This is a genomic window from Fimbriimonadaceae bacterium (assembly GCA_019638795.1).
Taxonomy (GTDB): Bacteria; Armatimonadota; Fimbriimonadia; order Fimbriimonadales; family Fimbriimonadaceae; genus JAHBTB01.
Window position 1 is genome coordinate 84,144 of sequence record JAHBTB010000002.1, and the last position, 19,747, is coordinate 103,890.

The following is a 19,747-nucleotide window of genomic DNA, read 5'->3' on the forward strand; positions in this document are numbered from 1 at the left end:
CCTGGTAGGAATGTCGGGTGACGCCCCGCCGATCTTTAGGCCGTCCTTGTGGCCAGGACCGCGCGTACCGCTTTCCCCACCGGGTACAGGAGGGCGACCCCAGGTGACCCGCCCCGTGCCGACAGCCGTCGGACGAGCTTCTGCGGCTCGACCTCCACACCACGCTTCTTGACCACGTTCACGCCGAGACCAAGTCCTCGGGCGGCTTCGCGCAGTTTGTCCTCGCGGAACGGGCCGTGCCAGCAGACGCGGAACGGGGTGAGCCACGGCGACGTCAGAAGCTCGGGTCCAGTCAGGTAGCCATTGGAGTCCCCTAGTCCAGGGAGACCGAAAGCACCGAGAGCGTGGGCCCGGACGGCGGCCGGGTCTGCCTCAAAGAGAAAGACGTCGGGGTCGGCGACCGTCCCAGCCAGTTCCGCCGCGTCCAGCCACGCCCCGCTCTCGACGTGATGCGCCCGCCGACCCACACCACACCCAAACAGCATCAGCGCCTCGCCACACTCTCCGCCGTGGCTCACAAAGACAAGGCCGTCGCCTTGGCCCAAGACTGGGTCGGGCAAGAGGGGCGACGTCTTGACCAAAGCCCGCCGCGCCGTCCGGCACTTCGCGACGACGACGTCCAACGGCGGGCTGAACAAGGCCGGGTCCAGCGTCCGCCCCTGCCCCGTGCGCCGCTGGGGGTCGACAAGGACAGCCGAGGACGACCAGTCCAGGGTGAGAGAGTCCACCACGCGGACGTCGGCAACGAGGCCATGGACGGTGAGGTTGTGCCGGGTGGCTTCGGCATGGACGGCGTCAAGGTCGCAGGCCGTGGTTGGGCCCAGACGGGCCAGGGCCAGGGTATCGGCCCCGATCCCGCAGGTGGCGTCGATGAAGCGGAGTCCCTGGGGAGACGGCCCGCCCAGCAACCGCGCGTGCACCGTGGCCACGGGCTCCGCGCTCGCCATCTCAAGGCCCTCGCGGGTGAAGACCATCTTGTCTGCCGTCGCAAACTTTGCCCGGCCCCGGTCGCGCAAGGCCCATTGGGTGAAGGCCCAACGCGCCGCGTCGTCCCCGACGACGGCCGCCACCCTGGCGATCTCTTTGGGTGTCGCGGGGCGGCCTTGAGCCAAGTCCAGGGCCTGCTCGCGTTCAGGTGTTCTCGGCACTCATGCCATTCTGTTCCCGATTCAGATCCTCACGACGGCATGGATCGATCCCGCGACGGGCGCCAAGGTCCGGGAAGAGGCACGAACACGATCAACTGGTCGGCCGGACACGGGGCGCGGGCGGTAGGACGAGGCGGCCAGGCCCCGTAGGGGGAGGCCCGATATGCTGGGTCCGGACGCCGCGTGGCAGTACAATCTTACAAAGTTTCGCGGGACGCGCTGAACTGGCCACCGTCGCCGAAGAGTCCCGCGACATGCGAGGACCAAGACGATGAGCACAACGAACGGAGCCGCCCCCTCCCTGAAGACTTGGCGCGAGAAAGTCGGCCTGGCCGAAATGTTGAAGGGTGGCGTCATTATGGACGTCGTCACCGCCGAGCAGGCTCGGATCGCCGAGGACGCCGGTGCCGTCGCGGTCATGGCGCTGGAGCGCGTCCCCGCCGACATCCGAGTCCAGGGTGGCGTCGCCCGCATGAGCGACCCCGACCTGATCACGGGAATCAAGCAAGCCGTCTCGATCCCGGTCATGGCCAAGTGCCGGATCGGCCACTTTGTCGAGGCCGAGATCCTTCAGGCCCTGGAAGTCGACTTCATCGACGAAAGCGAGGTGCTCACCCCCGCCGACGTGGCCAACCACGTCGACAAGCACCTGTTCACCGTCCCGTTCGTCTGCGGGGCGCGGAACCTAGGCGAAGCCCTGCGGCGATGTGCCGAAGGCGCCGCGATGATCCGCACGAAGGGTGAGGCGGGGACCGGCGACGTCGTGGAGGCCGTGCGCCACATGCGGACGATCATGGCGGACATCCGCCAGGTCCAGAGCGCTCGCGAAGACGAGCTTTATGTCTTGGCCAAAGAACACCAGGCCCCGCTAGAACTCGTCCGCGAGGTCCGCAGACTAGGCAAACTCCCGGTACCAAACTTCAGCGCCGGCGGCATCGCCACCCCGGCCGACGCCGCCCTCATGATGAAGCTGGGCGCGGAGACGGTGTTCGTGGGGAGCGGCATTTTCAAGAGCGGCGACCCCGCCAAGCGGGCCAAGGCGATCGTCGAGTCCGTGCACTTTTACGACGACCCCAAGAAGTTGGCCGAGATCAGCGCTGGGCTGGGTGAGGCTATGGTCGGCATCAACGTGGCCGCCATCCCCGACCGCGAGCTCCTGGCCCCGCGCGGCTGGTGAGGTTCCGAAGCCGGACGACGGTTCACTGATGACCGAGGGTCGGCTCGGCTCCCGGGCCAGGCAACGGCTTCTCGGGCTGAGTCTCGGTCTTGGACCCTGACGTGTCTGGTGCCGGCGCCTCCGTCTTGGACGGTTCCGCGGCGACCGGGGCCGGCGGCGTCTCCTTCTTGTCACCGGCCGCCGGTGCCGGCGCGGGGTGCGCCAATCCCTCGGGCTCCTGAGGGCCGCAACCGACGGCAAAGACGAGGGTCAGGGCGCAGGCCAGGCCGAGGAGAGTCCGCATGGCCACGATTATTCCCCCTGGGGCAATGCGGGCCCAGTCACCTGGGTGATACGCCACTTCGACGACGGCAGGACGCCGTACTCCACCGCCGGTTCCCTCGTGAACGTGATGTCCACGTCCTTCACCGTCTGGTCCATCGACATCCCCATGAACTCGAACTTCACCGCGACGTCGGAATGGACGGTGGCGGTGTCGCCGCTGATCGTCGGCTTCGGTGACAGGACGACGATCTCGGGCTTGGCCTGGCGGACGACCCGGGCGATCTCGCGCCGGTCGGGCATGTCCTCACCATAGCGGAACGAACTGCTGACCGCGTCCATGACTGGGTTGGCCCGTCCTTCCTTACTGGCGACCACCGCTTCCCTCAGCGTCCGCTGGATCAGTTCTTCGTCCGACGGGCGTCCCCCCGCGTAGAAACCGACGACTCCTACGACGACCAAGGCCACCGCCCCGACAAGCAACGCCTTCTTCATGTCCATACCAACGTCCGCCCGTGGTCAGGGCTTGGGTACTTGGGCGGAGACCAACGCCACGTCGCGGGCGATTTGCGCCTTGAGAGCGTCAAGGTCGGGAAAGTCCGCCTCGTCCCTGATCCGGAACACGAACTGCAGTTCCACCGCGGCTCCGTAGATGTCTTGACCAGGATAGTCTAACAGATACGCTTCGACTGTCCGCTCGCCGCCGCCGACCGCCGGTCGGACACCGACGTTGATCGCGGCGCGGAACCGGCCGAGCGGCGTCGTGGCCAGGCCCCCGTACACTCCGTCCGACGGGACGACCATCCGGCCCGAGGACGCCAGGTTGGCGGTCGGATATCCCAACTGCCGACCCAACATTTGCCCGCCCACCACGACCCCGGCGAAGGCGAACGGACGCCCGAGGAGGCGGGCCGCGGCCTCGACAAGTCCGGCACCGACCGCCTGCCGCACCGCCGAACTGCTGACCCGTGCGCCGTCGACGAGGACCGGCTCGACGACCTGGGTCGGGTACCGGGCCGCCAGCCAGGCCGCGTCCGCCTCGCGACCCTTGCCAAAGGTGAAGTCATGCCCCACGACGAACTCAGTGGCCCGGACCCGCTCCACCAAAGTCCTCAGGAAGTCACTGGCCGACGTTTGGGTGAGGTCGTGGTCGAAGGGGAGCACGACGCACGCCGCCGCGCCCCACCGGGCGAACTCGGCAAGGTTCTGGTCAAGGGTGGCGATATAGGGCGGGACACGTTCAGGGGCCAGGGCCTCGGCGGGGTGGCGGTCAAATGTGACGACCACACCCGGAGATTTGCTCTCACTGCCGCGCGCCACCGCCCGGCGGACCAGCTCGGCATGGCCGACGTGGACGCCGTCGAAGGTGCCCAGACAAGCCACCGCCGCGCTCCACTCGGGCTTCAGTCGGCCGGTACCGAAGTGAACGACCATATCGCGGGGACTATTGTGGCTTCCTTCGAGCCGACCAAGCCAACAGGGCCAGGACGGCCACTTGGACCAGGAAGACACCGACAAGGGTCAGGTTGCTGTTCGCGACCTTGTCGCCCAACGTGACCTCGGGGAAGTAGCGGACGTTGTAACGGGTTTCGACGAGGACAAGAAGCAGGGTCTTGAGTTCGGCGACAAAGACAAGCGGAAGGACGGCCACGTGGACTGGCGTGAGCCTCTCGTCGTCGACCATAGACGGAGCGGCGAGGAGGGAGAGAAAAAACACGAACCCCGTCGCCAGGGCCACCAATCCCAAAAAGGCGAGGACAGCGGCCGGGTTCGTGTCGGCTTGCTTAGTCGTTTTCAGGGCGACCAATCCGGCGCCGGCATTGGCGGCCAAGGCGGCTATCGCCATCGCGGACGACCACTCCAAGCTATTGCGGAGCCGACGGGCCGGGACTGACCAATCGACGCTCACTGGGGCACGTCGCGCACGTCGGTGTCGCTGGCCGACTGGTTCTCTTCGAGAATCTGCTCGAAGATCTCCTGACGATGGACGGCGACCGTGCGAGGTGCCTTGATGCCGAGCCTCACCTGCTCGCCACGGACCTCCAAGACGACGACCTCGATGTCAGGCCCGATCCGGATACTTTGGTTGACTTTGCGTGTCAGTACCAGCATTGACCTTGCCCTCCGTGGCGGTCTGGTTCCTCAATCTCAATTTAAGCGGCCTCGCTTGCCGATTCCGGGAACACGCGATGGCGGATGGGGTACGCGTCGCCCTCGACGACAACCTGCACCGCTTTGCCCGTCGCCGCGTTGATCACGATCGGACCTGCCAGGTTGATCGTCATGTCGGTCGGTCGACCCCGGGGAATCGTGACGATAGTATAGACCAGCACCGGCGTCTCGGCGTCGGCTCCGACGGCTTCGGCGTCGTGCGGTGGCATTTCGGGCGCGTAGTCGGCGACATAGTTCGCCGGGTCCACCACGAGGAACGCGGTGTCCCCGTCCTCGACCGACTGCAGCCATCGGAACGGACTGTCGTCTTTGTGGTTGACCAGCACGAAGTCGCGCAGGCCAGGAAATCCGAGCAGACCATGGGTGAAGGTCACGACGTCGGCGGCGGCGTAGGGCACGAGCCCGAACCGGGTTGTCTGGACGGCACTGGAGATTGTCATGTCATGTAGTCCAACAGGCTGAGCCTCGACCCTTTGGCCAAGACGGTCAAGGAGGCTTGGTAAGCCGTCTGGGAAGATTGGAGTCTGGTCATCGCTTCCGCGATGTCGATGTCTTGGGCGTCGGAGACCTGGCTGGTCAGGTCGTCCTGGCGGCGGGAATTGTCGGCGGCAAGGGACGCGACAGTCTTAAGCTTGCTGCCCAAGTCGCCCCTGTACTGGGTCAGCTGGGTGCCCAGGGCCTGCATGTCGGCGATGCTCTGCCCGATCAGGGTGGCGTCACCCGAGGACAGGTTGTCCTTCAGCGTCTCCAACTTGGCGTAGATGTCCTGGTAGAGCGCGCCGGCACCTTGGAGGTTGACCCGCATGACGTCGGACGGCCGCACTTCCACGTTCACCGGGTTGTCGTCGCCGCTGAACGTCAGGTTTGACCCACTGACTGCGAACGGTTTCGTGCTGACCTGCTGCCCGGCGAAGAGGTAGCGGTTCCCCGACAGCTGGGTGTTGCCGAGGCTGACGACGCGACGTTGGAGTTCCTCGACCTGGCTGACCAGGCCCTGGAGGACGGCCCCGTCGTTCGTGCCGTTCGCCCCGGTCAGGGCCAGAGAGTAGGCCGACTGCACGGCGTCGTTCGTCTGGGACAGCACCTGCTCGCCGTTGTTCAGGTACTCCTTGGCGACCCTCAAGTTCGCGTCCAGTTGGCCGTATCGGTTCTTGAGCGCGGACAGGCTGATGACCGACTGGGCACCGACCGGGTCGTCGGCCGCGGTCTGAAACCTCAGCCCGGTGGCCACCTGCCGCTGGGCGGCGAGATAGCGCTCGTTCGCCCGTTGGGTGTCCGTCAGGTAGGTCGTCCACTGTGTCGTCGTGCTGATCCTCATGTGCTCCCCGGTAATTCCACTAGCGGCGGATCATGTCTAATGTATCTTGGGTGACTTGGTCGAAGATCGTCAGGGCTTTGGCGGCCGCTTGGTACGAACGTTGGAACTTCTGCATGTTGGCCAGTTCCTCGTCCATCGAGACGCCACTGACTGCCTGGCGTTGGGCGTCGATCTGCTGGACCACCGCCGCCTGTGTGTCTGACTTGCCCGCGTAGAACTGGGCGTTCGTCGCCGACTTGTTGACGACACCCTGGAAGTACACCGAGAACGTCTGGTTGCCGAGGCCGGTGAACGTCGTGTCCCGCATGTCCGAGAGCGACTGGGCCAGACCACCGTCGCCGGCCGCGCCCGACACACCGGCGGCGATCGCCAACGGGCTGCCCTTGACTTCGGCGCTCAGGTCGAAGTCGATCGCCCCGGTCTGGACGCCGGTCGTCGAGTCGTTGAAGAAACGTACCCCTGTGTTCCCCAGGGCGTTGACGCCGGTCTGGTGGACGGCGTTGAACTGGGTCCGCAGCTGGTTTGCCAGCGTGTCCAGGTCAGCCATGGCGGTCTGGGTGCCGCTGAGCGCGGTGAACTGTCCGGCCAGTCGTCCGCTGCGCACCGGATAGTTGTACGTCCCGTCGCTCACCGTGCCCGTCGCCGGGTCATAGCTAGCCGGGAACGCCCTCGCCCCGCCAGAGTCGACCAGCAAGCTACCGGCCGCATAGACCGTGTAGGTGCCGTCGGGCTGGGTGTACTTCTTGATGTCCACCAACTGCGCCAAGGCGTCCACCGCCCGGTCGCGCGCGTCGAGGATGTCGTTGGGGGGCCCGCTCGCGCTGTTGTATTTGGATATCTCCTTGTTCAACGCCGATATCTGCCCCGCCAAGGTGTCGATCTGGTTGATCGTCGTTTTGATGCCCGCTTGTTGCGAGCCTTGTTGGCCCAAGAGGGCCCCATACCGCCCCCGCACCCGGTCGGCCAGGTTTTGGCCGGCAAGACGGACTTGGCTCCGGGTGGCCGCGTCGCTGGGGTTGGCAGCCAGGGCGGAAAATGCGTCGAAGAGCTTGGTGATCCCATTGGCGACGCCGTCTTCGCTCGGTTCATTGAAGATACCGTCGATCGACTTCAGGCCGTCGGAGGCCGCCTTGAACTTCGAGAGGTCGCTGTTGGCCGCTTGATAGTTCGCGTCGAGGAACTGGTCGCGGATGCGGGTGACCGAGCCGGTGAAGACCCCCTGGCCCTGGAACTTCCATCCGTTCTGGAAGTACGCCAGTGGGTCCATGTTGGTGAACCCAACCGTCTGGCGCGAGTATCCGGCGGTGTCGACGTTGGCAATGTTGTGCCCCGTCGTGTCCAAAGCACGCTGAAAGGCCCTCAGCGCGTTCTGGGCGATCCCCAATCCAAGGAACGGACTCGACATCTCGGTTCCTCCTGCCTCAGGCCACCTGGTTCAGCAAGACACTGGATTCAGGGTTGGCCTTTTCGTAACCCGCGCGTTGCTCCAGGGCCTCGCGGGCGACAAGGGCGATCGTCCCGTTCACGTACTCCAGCTCGTTCTCGACCAGGGCCTTGTTCTTGGCGATGATCTGCTGCACGTTACGGCCGACGACGATGACGCGGTTGGCGACCGACTGGATGTCTTGTGCTTCGGCTTTCTCAAGCGCGGACACCAGGCTTCGAAGGTTGGGTTCGCAACCCAAGTCTTCGGCCAGCCTCTTGGCGCACGCCACAGCTTGTCCGTCAATGTCTTGCATCCGCGCCATCAGGCTGTCGAGCTCTGGTTGAAGGTTCTCGACGCGCTCCACTTGGCGCAAGGTCAGGGCTGCCGTCTGTTCGTGCAGCGTGTGGATGAGGCGCTCGGCGGTGGAAAGCCAGTCCCACCACAGGGTCGCGAGTTCTCGGGTCGGTTTTGCCATGTTCGTTTTCTCAGGCGTTCGTGTCGGTCGTGATTCGGTTCTGGGCAAGGAAGTCTTGGACCACCCGCTTGCCGGTCGCGGCAAAGACGGTCTTGCCGATCCCCAGGTTGGCGCTGCCCCGCGCGGCCGATTCGGCGAGGGCTTGGTCCATGAAGTCTTTGGCCATCGCCCCGGTCTGGGACTTGTCGCTGTCGAAGGTGGTCCGGCGCATCTTGCTGAACCAGTCCTTGATGAAGTGGGCCTCAAAGCCTTCGGCGGCCGTCTGGAGCGTCTTGAGTTCGTTCAGGGCCTTCGGAGGCAACTTGTCCAAGTCGATCGTCTTCAACTGGCTGGCCGCCGGTGGCTCCGGCAACTTGTCCAGGTCGATCGTCGTCGGCCGGGCCGGCGGCGTGGCGACGGTCTTGACGAACGGGGCCACCGCGACGGGGACCTTGGCCGGCGACGTCGGCGTCTGAGGGCCCAGCAGGCTCTTCAACGCCTCTTCCAACTTGGCTTTGTAGTCCGGCCGCAGGGTCGCCGGTACCGCCGCAGGTTGGGTCAACGCACGGCCCAGTTCTTTGTCGAAGCCTGATTTGGCGTCGGCTTTGGTCGGGTCGGTCTTGGGTGGAGCCGTCGGCGCGAACGCCTCCAGCCCCCGGATGCCGTCTCGGGTGATCATGTCTGTTCCACCTGCGCCTTGAGGGCGCCCTGTCGCGAAAGCTCTTGGAAGATGCTGATGAGGTCTTGGGCGCTCAGCTTGAGGGCCTGGAGGATCTCGGCCAGGTCGCTCACCGTCGCGCTGGGCGGGACGAGGGCGATCTGGGTCGTGTCCTCTTGGGCGTCGACGACGGAATTGCTGACTTCCTTGGTCTGACCCTTGGTGAGCGGGTTCGGCTGGCTGACGCTGTTCTCGGTGTCGATGCGCACCTTCAACGAACCGTAGGCGATCATCGCCGGGGCCAAGCGGATGTTGCCTCCGACCACGATGACGCCGTTGCGGGCGTTGATGACGACCTTGGCCGGTGTGTTGGCAAAGACGGTGACCGTTTCGATCTTGCTGGTCGCCAGCACGGGCGGCATGCCCTCGGGGAACCGGATCTGGACGGTCGCACCGTCGATCGCCTGGGCTTCAAAGCCCGCACCCAAAGAGCGCACCTTCTCCGCGACCCGCATCGCCGTCGTGAAGTCGGGGGTCTGCAGGTCGTAGTAGAGGACGTTGCCAGGAAAGACGTACTGGGTGTCGACCGAACGCTGGACGTCGGCCCCGCCGCTGATCTTGCCTACATTGGGGTAGTTCTTGGAGCTGGTGCTTCCGTTGGTGCTGACGGTGTAGCCACCGGTCGACACTGGCCCAGAAGCCACCGCGAACGTCGTTTTGGCGTCGCCCATCGGCCCCATCGTCGTCGGCAGAAGGACGCCGCCCTCGAGGCTCTTCGCGTCACCGATGGACTGGACGAGGACGTCGATCTTGGAGCCCGGCGAGATAAACGCGGGCATCTCCGCCGTGACGCTGACTAAGGCGATGTTCTTGCTCTTGAAGTTCTTGGGATCGACAAGGGTGCCCCACCGGCTCAGCACGTTGGCCATGACGGTCTGCGACACGCCGACCTGGCTGGAGTCGCCCGTCCCGTTCAGGCCGACGACAATGCCATAGCCCACGATGGAGTTGCCCCGCGCGCCACGGAAGCGGCCGATCGCGCTCAACTGCACTTCGACCCCTTCGACCTCGGCGGCCCGGATCCGGGCGTCCCGCGCTTGCGCGGCAAGCTGCTCCGAGGTCTGCCCTGACGGCGGTGCCGTGGGCTTCGCCTGGCTTGCAGGCGGGACGTTCTGCTTGTCCGGCGGCGGCGACCCGGCTTGGGCGCCGGCAAGTACCGCCGCGAGGAGAATGCTGGTGGTCAGGATGTGTCTCATCAGAAAATCCAGTCCAGAATCTGGGTCAGGAGCCCTTTGCGCTGGCGGTCGGCGATCTGGCCCTTGCCCTGCATCGCGATGTGGGCGTCACCGATCTTGCTGCTCACCACCGAGTTGTCCGAGGCGATGTCCGCCGGGCGGACGATGCCGGAAAGCACAAAGGTCTGGGTGTCTTTGTTGGTCACCAAAGAGCGGGTGCCCTCGATGACGAGATAGCCGTTGGGCAACACGTCCTTGACCATCACGCTCATTCGGGCGGACATCTTGCCCAGTTGGTCGGTCTGCCCTTGGCCCACCTTGCTTGAGTCGCTGCTGTTGGAAAAGGGGCCGAACAGGAAGTTGATCGCGTTCAGCATGCTTGACGTGGTGCTGTTCGACGACGTGTTCGACGTCTTCGTGTTCGCCACGAACGTCGAAGCCGACTGCTCGTCGATGACCACCATGAGGAGGTCGCCCTTCTCCCGTGCCACCCGGTCCAAATAGGGGTTCTGCACCTGGCTCCCGTAGATCGAGCCGGCGTTGGCCTTGGCCTCGGTCTGGGCGAGCGCGCTCAAGGCCAGGGCCGCCAGCGCGGTGGTGAAGAGAAGTCTCACGCCTTGACCTCCACCGAGCCGTCGGGCATCAGTTGTCCGGAGACCATGCTCTTGCTCGGCTCGACCTCCACCGTCACCCTTCCCGTGGCGGTGTCGACGCTCCTGACCCGGCCACGGGTCTCGACCGACACACCGTTCTTGACCACTCGGACGCTGACGACGTCACCGGGGCGGGTCTTCACCACGCTTGGCGCTTGCTCGACCTTGAGGTTGACGGTCCGCGAGTTGATCCGCTTGCCGTCGACCTTGGCGACGACGCGGCAGGCCGCGACGGTGCCATGGACTTCGATGTTCTCGACTTCGAACTCGATGTCGCCCTTGGGTGCCTTGAGCGGGCCGGGACGGCTGGAGTCGAAGGCCGGCTTGATGTTGTCGCCGAGTTGCTTCCGGCTCTGCTCCAAGGCAGCCTTGACGAAGTTTTCTTGGTCAATCTCCTGGAACGCCCGCTTGACACGGACTTGCGGAGGCCCTTCGATGTCGAGGGTCTTGGTGTCGAGGCCGGCCTTGGCCAGGGCACGCTCGATCTCCGCACGGGTCACGCTGGTGGTGACGCCGATCAGCGGTGACTCGGCCACCGGCAAGGCCGCGACCTTCGCCACGGCGTCGGCGTTTGCCGAGACGTTGGCGACTTCGCCGAGAAGGACCTCGTCTCCTTCCACGACGACGTCGTCATAAAGGGTCACTTTCACGCCACCGGCCTTGAGGAACCTCAGGTCGGTCGCCTTGCTGGGCGAGACCTGGACGACCGGCTGGCTGTCCGCATCGTAAATCTTGATCTCCGGCACCGTCGGCGCGGCCGCGTCGGCTACCGTGCGGACGACGCCGAACAGACCCTGCCCCGCCTCGCCGACCTCGCCTTTGCCACTGCAGATCAGGAACCCCTTGCTTTCGACCGGCCGAACGTCGGCGGCGAACTGGACGAGGACGATACGGCCGACCTTGTTCTCACCCTGTGGGTAGTGGGCGTAGACGTCCCCGGCCAAGGTGACGCGCAGGCTGTCGGGAGTGCCGGACACCAACATCTCGGGGACCAACGAGGGCCCCTCGGCACTGCACAGCCGGCCGTGGTCGACGACCAGCTTGGCCGACTTGGCATAGACCGGACGCCCGTCGCGGGCGAACCGGAAGTAGCCTTCGCCATCGACCTTGACGTCGAGCGAGGCCCGGGCGGCGAGAACCAGAATGAACGCGGCGGTCATGGGCTAGCTTCACCTCTTGAGGTTGTTCAGGATGCCGAGCATGTCGTCGGCGCTTTGGATGGCCTTCGAGTTGATCTCGTAGGCACGTTGGGCGGTGATCATGCGGACCATCTCTTCGACGACCTGCACGTTCGAGCCTTCGTAGGCGTACTGCTGGAGCGAACCACTGCCTTCCTTGCCGGGGGTCAGCTCGGTCGGTGAGCCACTGCCACCTCCGGCCATATAGATGTTCTGGCCGACACGGGTCAGACCGGCCGGGTTGCTGAAGGTGCAGATCGTGATGTTGCCGACTGTCGTCGGGTCGTCGTTACCCGGAAGGACGCAGGCGACCTCGCCGCTCGGGGAAATCGTCAACGCCCGGTATCCCGGCTGGAGGACCAGGTTGGGCTTGAGCTTATAGCCGTCGGCGGTGACGAACGTCCCGGTCGCATCGATCTTGAACGTGCCGTCCCGGGTGTAGCCGAGTTCTCCCGAGGGCAACTCGACCTGAAAGAAGCCTTCGCCATTGATCGCCATGTCGGTGGCGTTGGGCGAGGTTGTCAGCGAACCATTGGCAAAGCTGGTCGCCGAGGCGGCGAATTTGGCACCCAGGCCGATCTGGGCCGACTCGGGCAGTCGGGTGTCGCCGCCGGACGTGGCGCCCGAAGCGCGGAACGTCTGGTACATCAAGTCCTGGAACTCGGCGCGCTGGGACTTAAACGCCGTCGTGTTGACGTTTGCCAGGTTGTTGGCGATGACGTCCATGTTTGTTTGTTGGGCGACCATTCCGGTGCCGGCAGTACTGAGTGCTCGCATCATAGGGCAGGGACCACGCTTTGTAAGGTTTTCGTTCAGTCATGTCCATGCCTTCCTGGCCGTTCGGCGCGGGCCGCTTCGGGACCTGCGCCCATCTCCGCCCCCTTCATGGGTGCGGTCCGGTGTCGTCAACGGGACTGGAGGGTCTGGATGAGTTTTTCGTTGGCCTCGTCTTCCGATTGCGCGCTCTTTTGCGCCATCTCAAAGGCCCGGTTGAGTCGGATCATCGCGATCATCTCTTGGACCGCGTTGACGTTACTGGTCTCGATGGTGTGCTGGCGGACGTCGACCCGCTCCGGCGCCATCAGTTGGGCGTTGGCACAGGAGTACTGGTCACTCCCGTTCTTGTAGAAATCTCCGGTGTAGACACCGATCACGGCGACGGTCTTGCCGTCCACCGAGACTTCACCGCTCTTGCTGACGGTGAACACTCCCTCGGGAAGGTCGATCGGGGCGCCGTCCCGGCTGAGAACGGGAAAGCCGCGCTTGCTGACCAACTGGCCCTTGTCGCTACGTGAGAACGCACCGTCGCGGGTGTATTGGACGCCGTCAATGCCTTCGACCGCGAAGAGCCCGTCCGGATTGCCGAGGGCAAAGTCCAGCGGGTTGCCGGTGGACACAAAGTTTCCGGGAGTCCATTCCGTGAACACCCCCTTGGAGATCGGCCCGGCGCCGATCTTGCCTAAGTCGTTGCCTAGGGCCCCTTGGCGTCGAGCGGCCGCTTCGAGGCCGTCGTTGAACACCATGACGTCCCTCTTGAAGCCGGTCGTGTTCGTGTTCGCCAGGTTGTTGGCGATCACGTCCATCCACTGGGTGGCTGTCGCCATCCCCGTGCCGGCTGCATAAAGACCCCTTTGCATCCTGGTATGTTTATCGGGTTCGGTTGCGACAGGGCGAGGGCCTATACTTGGCAATCGACTTCAGGTTTTCGACGCCATGAGCCTCGCGGGCCGGTTGAGCAGACACAAGGGCGGCCCGCCGACGCGGACGGTGAGGCCCGGCCAGTGGGCCCTCCTCGGCGCCGGAGCGGCGTCGGTCGCGCTCTGGGCGGTTCCTCCCCTCCGGTTCCTCCTCTGGCCCCTCACGCTGTTCAACACCCACGTCCACGAGCTGTGCCATGCCCTCGCCGCCCTGGCGACCGGCGGACAGGTCGAGCACATCCTTGTCCGCCCGGACGGCAGCGGCGTGACCCCGGTGATGGGCGGCAACCTCCTTGTCTTGGCCAGCGCGGGCTACCTGGGTTCGGCGGTCGTCGGGGGCCTGATGATCGCGTTTGCCCGGACAGAGAAGTCATCGCGGGCCGTCATGGCCACGGTGGGCGCCATGTTGGGGCTCTCCATGCTCCTTTTTGTCCGTGGTGAACTGGCCGGCCTCGCCATGGGAGCGTTCTGGACGGCCGCGTTCTTGGCGGGGGCGAAGTTCCTGCGCAAAGACGCCGCCGTGTTTGTCGCCCGGTTCATGGGCATGCAACTGGGATTGACCGCCCTCCAGGCCGTGACCGTCCTGCTTCGCCTGAGCACCTCATCGGAGGCCATGTCGGACGCCAAGATCCTGGAGCAGGCCTCACTCGTGCCCGCGGTCTTCTGGGCCCTCGGTTGGGCGGCGTGTGCTGTCGTCGCCCTGTGGCTCGGCCTTCGGTCCGCGTGGCGCGGCGCGGCCCGCGAGGGCAAGTGACCCGCTATCCCGTCGCGGCGGCTTCGCCCGCCTCGGCCAGCAGCCGCGCCTGATGCTCCTGGACCAGCGCGTCCACCATCTTTTGCAGGTCGCCGTCCATGAAGCCGTTGACGTCGAAGACGTCCATCCCGATCCGGTGGTCGGTGACCCGGTTCTGGACGAAGTGGTACGTCCGGATCTTTTCTGACCGGTCGCCACTCCCGATCTGGCCCTTTCTGAGTTCCCCGCGCTCCTTGGCCTGCCGCTCCTGCTCCGCTTCGTAGAGCTTGGCCTTCAGCACCGACAAGGCCCGCAACTTGTTCTGTTGTTGCGACCGCTCGTCCTGGCAGGTCACGACGATGCCGCTCGGACGATGGATGATGCGGATCGCGGTCTCGTTCTTCTGCATGTGCTGACCACCCGCGCTCGACGACCGGAAAGTCGAGATGTCGAGGTCTTTCTCGTTCACCTCGATGTCCACGTCTTCGACCTCGGGCATGACCGCCACCGTGACGGTGGAGGTGTGGAGACGCCCACTGCTTTCCGTGGCCGGCACGCGCTGCACCCGGTGGACGCCGCTCTCGTGCTTGAGCTGGCTGTACGCCCCCGGTTGGGCGATCGTGAAGCACACGTATGACGCGCCACCGATGCCGCTTTCTTCCAGGTCGATGATCTCGTACTTCCACTTTTTGCGCTCGGCGTAGCGGGTGTACATCCGGAAGAGCTGCATGGCAAAGAGAGCCGCCTCGTCACCGCCCGCCGCCGACCGGATCTCCATGATCACGCTCTTGTCGTCGTTCGGGTCCTTGGGCAAGAGCATGACCTTGAGGGTCTCCTCGTGCCGCGCGATGGTGGCTTTGAGCACGTCGACCTCCTCTTGGGCGGCGTCCTTCATGTCCGGGTCGCCGAGCAGGCCCTCTGCTTCGTCCAGTTCCTTGAGGGCGCGCTTGTAGGCCCGGATCTCTTCGACCAAGTCTTCCAGGTCGGCCCGGGCCTTGCCGAGACGCTGCATGTCCGCTTGGCGGGTCACCAGGTCGGGGTCTTGCAGTTGCCGCTCGATCTCGTCGAATCGCGCCTCGATCTCGGCCAGTCTCTCCAGCATAGGCGGGGCGGATTGTACCGGCCTGGACTCAGGGCGCCCCGACTTGGAACCACCCGCCGCGTCGGCCGACCAGGGACCCTCCATAATCGCGGGTGGTGAAGCGGGAAGGGACGCTGTGGTACCGGTTTGTCTCGTGGCTCATGCGCGTGGGATATCTCGGCCTCATGGGCGGGGTCAGGATCCACGGCATGGAGAACGTCCCCATGTCCGGGGCCGTGATCATCGCCCCCGTCCACGTCAGTTTTCTTGACCCGCCCGTGCTGGGCGGTGTCTGCCCCCGTTCGCTCCGGTTCATGGCCAAGGAGGAACTGTTCAAGGGGCCGCTCGGCGCGCTGATCCGGTCGCTGGGGGCGTTCCCGGTCAAGCGCCGCACGACCGACACCGCCGCCGTACGGCTCGCCATCGAGGAGCTAGGCAAAGGGCGCGCCCTCATCATGTTCCCCGAGGGCCAACGGGGCGACGCCGTCACCATGCAACCGATCCAAAGCGGCATGGCGATGCTCGCCAAGAAGACCGGTGCACAGGTCGTCCCCGTCGGCCTTGGCGGCACCAACATCATGTGGCCGCGCGGTTCCAAGAAGATCCGCCGGGCAAGGATCACCGTCGTCTTCGGCAGACCCTTCACCTACGCCGACATCAATGCCGGCGACGACAAAGAGGCGCGGCGGCTCTTTGCCGAGCGGCTCGGGTCGGACATCTTGAGGCTGACCAACGAGGCGGGCCTACCTCTCAAAGCTTTTGAGACCAAGCCAGACCCAGTGACGGCCGACCGTCCCGCGCCAACAGCTTGACACTGAGGGCGGGGAGGGGCCGGATCTCTGCTCCCGCCGTGGTCCTCACCGAGTCGTACTCGGCGATAAAGCGCACCTGAGGCGAAAAGGGCAGGGACGCACCGACGAAGAGCAACCCCTCCCTACGGGTCCAGAACCCAAAGTGCAGTTCAGTCGGCACGTCTTGGTTCAGTTCGCCGTCGTTGCCCAGCCGCCACGTGGTCGCCAAGTAGAGGGCCCGGCCTTCCGGCGTCACGTTGGCCCCGTCGATCAAGCCGAAGGAGACGCCCGGCGACGTGTCGGTGATCGGGGCGACGACGTTATAGGCCGCGTCGAACGACACCTTCCCTGTCTCACCGCTGGCCCGGAACCATGTCGCCGCGACCTCGACACTCCGGTCCACCCCGTAAGCAAGCCATGCTTGCTGCGATTTGTCGCCCCCCCACTCGACGCCTTCGAGCTTAAAGTAGCCCGAGTACACCTTGGTCCCGGTCGGGACGGAGACCAAGCGGTCGGCCCAGGAAACTCCGGCCAACGCGGCCAGCCCCACCACCAAAGCCGACCTCACGCGTGACCCCCTGCCCGGGCGACCAACCGCCGGAGCGTGCCTTCCATCACGTCGCTGGTCTGGGCCGAGACGGTGTAGACCATGGCCTCCCGGTAGAGGCGCTGGGCGTCGTGCCGCTTTCCAGCCGCCTGGCCGCTGTGGGCCGCGACCGCCGCGTGGGTGCACCGTGCCGCCATGTCGATGGCCCAGACCCGGGCGCGCAACCGGTCTTCACGCGGCAGTCCTTGGTCGTCGGCCAGTGCCTTGCACGCCCTGTGCTCGGCGTCGAGGTCTGTCCATGCCGACTTCACGAACTCCAGCCCCTTCTTCTCGTAGGCTTGCCACAGCAGGTCGAGCCCGGCCCGGGCGCACCCGATGGCGAACGAAGCTTGGAGGGAGACGTTGATCATGTCGTTGTTCTGGATCCAGCCTTGCGGCTTGACGAAGGCGACCGCCTCGTCGGGCAGCAACCAGTCTCTGAACTCCACGACCATTGTCATCGCCGCCTCCATCGCCGCCAGCCGCATCGGCCCCTTGCACCGGACGGTGCCGCCGCCTTGCTCGGTGTCGGCGAACGGGACGACCCCGAACACCGCCTCCCCGTCGGGAAGGCTCGCCCCCACCAGGAACTCCCTGAAGAACGAGTGCCCGGTGACCCATGGGGCCGTCCCGTTCAGGCGGTACCCGCCGGTGACCTTCGCTGCGGTCAAGACCGGCGGGCCAGACCGGCGGAGTTGGCTGAAACCGATGCCGATTGTCCGGGTGCCGTCGTCCATCCCGGGCAGATACCGGGCTTTGAACTCGTCCGGCGCCCCCTTGGCGATCATCGAGGCGGCGCTCTGGTGTTGAGTCTGCAAAAAGGCAAACGCCCCGCTGGCCCGGGCGGCCTCCTCTTGGAAGGCGCGGAACTGCGGCTCGGAGACCTCCGGGCCGCCATAGGCTTGCGGCAACCGCAGCGCCATCAACCGTCGTTCACCCATGGCCGCCAAGACCGGCCTCAGGGCCTCCGGGTCATCGTCCAGCGTGTTCGCCGAGGGCCGGACGACTTCCTCCAAGAAAGCCACGGCCCGCCCCAGGGTCTCGGTCTCTGTCACGCTTGCCATCCTTCGACGAACCTCCCGTCCGGGTCAAGGATACTTTTCGCCCGCCGCTCCAGGTCGGGGACCACGGAGGGCGACCGCGACCCGCCGCGGCCCACCCACCACTCCGCGCCAGGCGGCGGCGCTGCCCCCCAAGCCACCTGGCCGTCCGACCAGACCGCCCTGACCTCGCCATATTGGGGGGCCTGCAGGCCTTCGACCAGCGACGCGGGCCATAGACGGAGGGACACCGAGACGCAGACGGCCAGTCCGCCCCGTGACCCGACCAAGAACCGGTGCCCGTCGTAGCCCGCCACACTCTTGGCGACCTTGGCCCCCACCCGGCATAGGCTTCCGTCGCCTCGCATCACTTGCATGCCGAGCACCCAGTCACGGGTCTCGGTGCCCCAGGCGGGGAGACCGCCCATCAACAGACCTCCCACCGTCCCGTAGCGCTGGGTCACCACGTCTTCGCCCTGGGCCAATGGCAGCCCTAGCCCGTGCGAGGCCAGCTCTTCGACCAGGTCGACGACCAGCGTCCCGGCCCGCACCGTGACGAGCCGGTCTGCCACCGAAAGTTCTTCGATCCCGACCAACCCCCGCGTCGAGACGGTCGGCCCGTCCCACGGCGTGCACCATTCCAGCCGGGAACCCGTGCCGACCACGCGCACCTGACCGTGGGACAGCACCGCGTCCCTCAGATCGGCGACCACACTCACGTCGCCACCCCGCGCCACCGGACCTTGTGCTCGACACACGACTTGTTATCAGGCACCACCTTGCACGGGTTGCACAAGGGGTTCTCGTGGAACACCCGGCGAAAGTCCAGCTGGAGGCGCATGGAATCGGCGTCGAACATGTGGGCAAGGAGGTCTGACTTCTCGACCCCGACCCCATGCTCGCCGCTCACCGACCCGCCAAGCTCCAAGCACCGGCCGATGACTTTCTCACCGGCGGCGACGACGCGGTCGACCACCCCGGGCTCCCGCTCGTCGAAGTAAAAGCACGGATGCAGATTGCCGTCTCCAGCATGGAAGATGTTCGCCACACCGATCCCCGCCTCTTCGGCCACCGTGTAGACAAAATCGAGCATGTCGGGGAGTTTGCTGGGAGGGATCACCCCGTCGTGGGTGACGATGGTCGGCGCAAACCGCCCCATCGCCCCGATGCCTTTCTTGCGGACATGCCATAAACGGGTTCTTTCGGCCTCGTCACGTGCCGTTTCCACCTGGGTCGTGCCGTGCTTTTTGGCAATTTCGACCACCCGGGCCATCTCGCGCCCTACCGGGGCCGGCTCCCCGTCACACTCCACCAAGAGCATCGCCTTGGTGCCGTCAGGGTAATCGAGCCCAAACGCCGACCGCACCGCGACAAGGATGCGGTCGTCCATCATCTCCAAGGCGGCGGGCACCACGCCCGCGGCGACGATGTCCGCGACGGTGTCGCACGCCGCCCGGACACTGGGGAACGAGAAGAGGGCCGTCTCCACCCTCGCGCGGAGCGGCGTCAGCCTCACCCATGCTTCGGTGACGATCCCCAGCGTCCCCTCCGCCCCCACGACAAGGGAAAGGACGTCATAACCCGGCCCGCGACGGATCTCGCGCACCTCTCCAGAGGCGTCGACAAGCGTGACGGCAAGAATGTGCTGGGCGGTGACTCCGTACTTGAGGGTGTGCGGCCCGCCGGAGTTCTCCGCGATGTTGCCTCCCAGGGTGCTGACGCTTTGGCTGCTCGGGTCGGGGGCAAACTCAAACCCGTCCGCCGCGACCGCTGCGGAAAGCCGCGCGTTCGCGATGCCCGTCTGGGCCCTCATCCGGCGGTTCGCCAAGTCGACTTCCAGAATCTGAGTAAGCCGTTTCGTGCAGATGACGACGCCGCCCAGGGCGGGCATCGCCCCTCCGCTGAGGCCAGTGCCGGCACCCCGCGGGGTGAACGGCAGACCTTGCCTGTTGCAGTACCGCACGACCGCCGCGACTTGGGCGGTGTCGAGGGGGAGGACCACGGCCTGGGGCGGGAAATGCTCGACGCCATAGGCGTCGGCGTCGTACGTCCTTTGGACGGCGGGCCCGGTGAGGACGTTGGCTTCCCCGACGATGGCGACCAAGTCGCGCCGCAAGGTCTCCTGATCCGTCACGCCCG

At 65.8% G+C, this 19,747-nt stretch carries 24 protein-coding genes; 3 read left to right on the forward strand and 21 right to left on the reverse strand.

Annotated features, from left to right (window positions below):
• Positions 1-35: 35 nt before the first annotated feature.
• Entirely contained in the window at positions 36-1,148 is a 1,113-nt protein-coding gene (locus KF857_03805) for a hypothetical protein (GenBank protein MBX3111110.1), read from the reverse strand.
• A gap of 271 nt (positions 1,149-1,419) precedes the next feature.
• Here KF857_03805 and pdxS point away from each other — a divergent pair, with 271 nt between their 5' ends.
• The gene (gene pdxS, locus KF857_03810; GenBank protein MBX3111111.1) at positions 1,420-2,325 is read left to right on the forward strand and encodes a pyridoxal 5'-phosphate synthase lyase subunit PdxS; all 906 of its coding nucleotides are present in this window, start codon (positions 1,420-1,422) and stop codon (positions 2,323-2,325) included.
• Positions 2,326-2,347: 22 nt separating this feature from the next.
• Here the strand turns inward: pdxS and KF857_03815 are convergent, their stop codons facing one another.
• From KF857_03815 to KF857_03885, 15 genes are all read right to left on the reverse strand, one after another.
• Positions 2,348-2,608: a hypothetical protein gene (locus KF857_03815; protein MBX3111112.1), complete on the reverse strand. Its 261-nt coding sequence runs from the start codon at positions 2,606-2,608 to the stop codon at positions 2,348-2,350.
• Between the two features lie 8 nt (positions 2,609-2,616).
• Complete coding sequence (locus tag KF857_03820; protein MBX3111113.1) at positions 2,617-3,081, reverse strand: hypothetical protein; 465 nt, start codon at positions 3,079-3,081, stop codon at positions 2,617-2,619.
• A 24-nt stretch (positions 3,082-3,105) separates the two neighbouring features.
• A complete protein-coding gene (gene ribF / locus KF857_03825) occupies positions 3,106-4,020 on the reverse strand; it encodes a riboflavin biosynthesis protein RibF (GenBank protein MBX3111114.1) in 915 nt (304 codons plus the stop codon).
• 10 nt (positions 4,021-4,030) lie between these two features.
• A complete protein-coding gene (locus tag KF857_03830) occupies positions 4,031-4,432 on the reverse strand; it encodes a hypothetical protein (GenBank protein ID MBX3111115.1) in 402 nt (133 codons plus the stop codon).
• A 59-nt stretch (positions 4,433-4,491) separates the two neighbouring features.
• Positions 4,492-4,698, reverse strand: coding sequence for a carbon storage regulator CsrA (gene csrA / locus KF857_03835; protein MBX3111116.1), 207 nt, complete (start codon positions 4,696-4,698; stop codon positions 4,492-4,494).
• 41 nt (positions 4,699-4,739) lie between these two features.
• Positions 4,740-5,198: a flagellar assembly protein FliW gene (locus KF857_03840; protein ID MBX3111117.1), complete on the reverse strand. Its 459-nt coding sequence runs from the start codon at positions 5,196-5,198 to the stop codon at positions 4,740-4,742.
• Positions 5,195-6,076, reverse strand: a complete 882-nt coding sequence (locus KF857_03845) for a hypothetical protein (GenBank protein MBX3111118.1) — start codon at positions 6,074-6,076, stop codon at positions 5,195-5,197. The genes KF857_03840 and KF857_03845 overlap by 4 nt, the downstream gene beginning before the upstream one ends.
• Before the next feature lie 19 nt (positions 6,077-6,095).
• On the reverse strand, positions 6,096-7,481 hold the full coding sequence (gene flgK / locus KF857_03850; GenBank protein MBX3111119.1) for a flagellar hook-associated protein FlgK: 1,386 nt from the start codon (positions 7,479-7,481) through the stop codon (positions 6,096-6,098).
• 16 nt (positions 7,482-7,497) lie between these two features.
• Positions 7,498-7,977, reverse strand: a complete 480-nt coding sequence (gene flgN / locus KF857_03855) for a flagellar export chaperone FlgN (GenBank protein MBX3111120.1) — start codon at positions 7,975-7,977, stop codon at positions 7,498-7,500.
• A 10-nt stretch (positions 7,978-7,987) separates the two neighbouring features.
• On the reverse strand, positions 7,988-8,635 hold the full coding sequence (locus KF857_03860) for a rod-binding protein (GenBank protein MBX3111121.1): 648 nt from the start codon (positions 8,633-8,635) through the stop codon (positions 7,988-7,990).
• Entirely contained in the window at positions 8,632-9,870 is a 1,239-nt protein-coding gene (locus tag KF857_03865) for a flagellar basal body P-ring protein FlgI (protein MBX3111122.1), read from the reverse strand. The genes KF857_03860 and KF857_03865 overlap by 4 nt, the downstream gene beginning before the upstream one ends.
• Entirely contained in the window at positions 9,870-10,463 is a 594-nt protein-coding gene (locus tag KF857_03870) for a flagellar basal body L-ring protein FlgH (protein MBX3111123.1), read from the reverse strand. The genes KF857_03865 and KF857_03870 overlap by 1 nt, the downstream gene beginning before the upstream one ends.
• The gene (locus KF857_03875) at positions 10,460-11,662 is read right to left on the reverse strand and encodes a hypothetical protein (protein ID MBX3111124.1); all 1,203 of its coding nucleotides are present in this window, start codon (positions 11,660-11,662) and stop codon (positions 10,460-10,462) included. Before KF857_03875 ends, KF857_03870 begins: the two co-directional genes overlap by 4 nt.
• 9 nt (positions 11,663-11,671) lie before the next feature.
• A complete protein-coding gene (gene flgG, locus KF857_03880; GenBank protein ID MBX3111125.1) occupies positions 11,672-12,460 on the reverse strand; it encodes a flagellar basal-body rod protein FlgG in 789 nt (262 codons plus the stop codon).
• Positions 12,461-12,585: 125 nt separating this feature from the next.
• A complete protein-coding gene (locus KF857_03885; GenBank protein MBX3111126.1) occupies positions 12,586-13,284 on the reverse strand; it encodes a flagellar hook-basal body protein in 699 nt (232 codons plus the stop codon).
• 109 nt (positions 13,285-13,393) lie between these two features.
• Here KF857_03885 and KF857_03890 point away from each other — a divergent pair, with 109 nt between their 5' ends.
• The gene (locus KF857_03890; GenBank protein MBX3111127.1) at positions 13,394-14,131 is read left to right on the forward strand and encodes a M50 family metallopeptidase; all 738 of its coding nucleotides are present in this window, start codon (positions 13,394-13,396) and stop codon (positions 14,129-14,131) included.
• A 4-nt stretch (positions 14,132-14,135) separates the two neighbouring features.
• Here KF857_03890 and prfA read toward each other — a convergent pair whose 3' ends face one another.
• Positions 14,136-15,212 carry a peptide chain release factor 1 gene (gene prfA, locus KF857_03895; protein ID MBX3111128.1) on the reverse strand — a complete coding sequence of 359 codons (1,077 nt, stop codon included), beginning with the start codon at positions 15,210-15,212 and terminating at the stop codon, positions 14,136-14,138.
• A 95-nt stretch (positions 15,213-15,307) separates the two neighbouring features.
• Between prfA and KF857_03900 the strand changes: the two genes are divergently transcribed.
• The gene (locus KF857_03900; protein ID MBX3111129.1) at positions 15,308-16,003 is read left to right on the forward strand and encodes a 1-acyl-sn-glycerol-3-phosphate acyltransferase; all 696 of its coding nucleotides are present in this window, start codon (positions 15,308-15,310) and stop codon (positions 16,001-16,003) included.
• Here the strand turns inward: KF857_03900 and KF857_03905 are convergent.
• Genes KF857_03905 through KF857_03920 form a run of 4 tightly spaced genes read right to left on the reverse strand, consistent with a single transcriptional unit; the run spans position 15,942 to position 19,742 of the window.
• On the reverse strand, positions 15,942-16,550 hold the full coding sequence (locus KF857_03905; protein ID MBX3111130.1) for a hypothetical protein: 609 nt from the start codon (positions 16,548-16,550) through the stop codon (positions 15,942-15,944). The two genes, KF857_03900 and KF857_03905, sit on opposite strands and share 62 nt — an antisense overlap.
• Positions 16,547-17,632, reverse strand: coding sequence for an acyl-CoA/acyl-ACP dehydrogenase (locus KF857_03910; GenBank protein MBX3111131.1), 1,086 nt, complete (start codon positions 17,630-17,632; stop codon positions 16,547-16,549). The genes KF857_03905 and KF857_03910 overlap by 4 nt, the downstream gene beginning before the upstream one ends.
• On the reverse strand, positions 17,620-18,327 hold the full coding sequence (locus tag KF857_03915) for an FAD-binding oxidoreductase (protein MBX3111132.1): 708 nt from the start codon (positions 18,325-18,327) through the stop codon (positions 17,620-17,622). Before KF857_03915 ends, KF857_03910 begins: the two co-directional genes overlap by 13 nt.
• Positions 18,324-19,742, reverse strand: a complete 1,419-nt coding sequence (locus KF857_03920) for an FAD-binding protein (GenBank protein ID MBX3111133.1) — start codon at positions 19,740-19,742, stop codon at positions 18,324-18,326. Before KF857_03920 ends, KF857_03915 begins: the two co-directional genes overlap by 4 nt.
• Positions 19,743-19,747: the final 5 nt, after the last annotated feature.

Coding starts and splice junctions, on each gene's coding strand:
- prfA (MBX3111128.1), bottom strand. CDS start 15,212: ATGCTGGAGAGACTGGCCGAGATCGAGGCGCGATTCGACGAGATCGAG.
- flgK (MBX3111119.1), bottom strand. CDS start 7,481: ATGTCGAGTCCGTTCCTTGGATTGGGGATCGCCCAGAACGCGCTGAGG.
- KF857_03840 (MBX3111117.1), bottom strand. CDS start 5,198: ATGACAATCTCCAGTGCCGTCCAGACAACCCGGTTCGGGCTCGTGCCC.
- KF857_03885 (MBX3111126.1), bottom strand. CDS start 13,284: ATGGCGACAGCCACCCAGTGGATGGACGTGATCGCCAACAACCTGGCG.
- KF857_03860 (MBX3111121.1), bottom strand. CDS start 8,635: ATGATCACCCGAGACGGCATCCGGGGGCTGGAGGCGTTCGCGCCGACG.
- KF857_03845 (MBX3111118.1), bottom strand. CDS start 6,076: ATGAGGATCAGCACGACGACACAGTGGACGACCTACCTGACGGACACC.
- KF857_03890 (MBX3111127.1), top strand. CDS start 13,394: ATGAGCCTCGCGGGCCGGTTGAGCAGACACAAGGGCGGCCCGCCGACG.
- ribF (MBX3111114.1), bottom strand. CDS start 4,020: ATGGTCGTTCACTTCGGTACCGGCCGACTGAAGCCCGAGTGGAGCGCG.
- flgG (MBX3111125.1), bottom strand. CDS start 12,460: ATGATGCGAGCACTCAGTACTGCCGGCACCGGAATGGTCGCCCAACAA.
- KF857_03820 (MBX3111113.1), bottom strand. CDS start 3,081: ATGAAGAAGGCGTTGCTTGTCGGGGCGGTGGCCTTGGTCGTCGTAGGA.
- KF857_03865 (MBX3111122.1), bottom strand. CDS start 9,870: ATGAGACACATCCTGACCACCAGCATTCTCCTCGCGGCGGTACTTGCC.
- KF857_03830 (MBX3111115.1), bottom strand. CDS start 4,432: ATGGCGATAGCCGCCTTGGCCGCCAATGCCGGCGCCGGATTGGTCGCC.
- pdxS (MBX3111111.1), top strand. CDS start 1,420: ATGAGCACAACGAACGGAGCCGCCCCCTCCCTGAAGACTTGGCGCGAG.
- KF857_03875 (MBX3111124.1), bottom strand. CDS start 11,662: ATGACCGCCGCGTTCATTCTGGTTCTCGCCGCCCGGGCCTCGCTCGAC.
- csrA (MBX3111116.1), bottom strand. CDS start 4,698: ATGCTGGTACTGACACGCAAAGTCAACCAAAGTATCCGGATCGGGCCT.
- KF857_03815 (MBX3111112.1), bottom strand. CDS start 2,608: ATGCGGACTCTCCTCGGCCTGGCCTGCGCCCTGACCCTCGTCTTTGCC.
- KF857_03910 (MBX3111131.1), bottom strand. CDS start 17,632: ATGGCAAGCGTGACAGAGACCGAGACCCTGGGGCGGGCCGTGGCTTTC.
- flgN (MBX3111120.1), bottom strand. CDS start 7,977: ATGGCAAAACCGACCCGAGAACTCGCGACCCTGTGGTGGGACTGGCTT.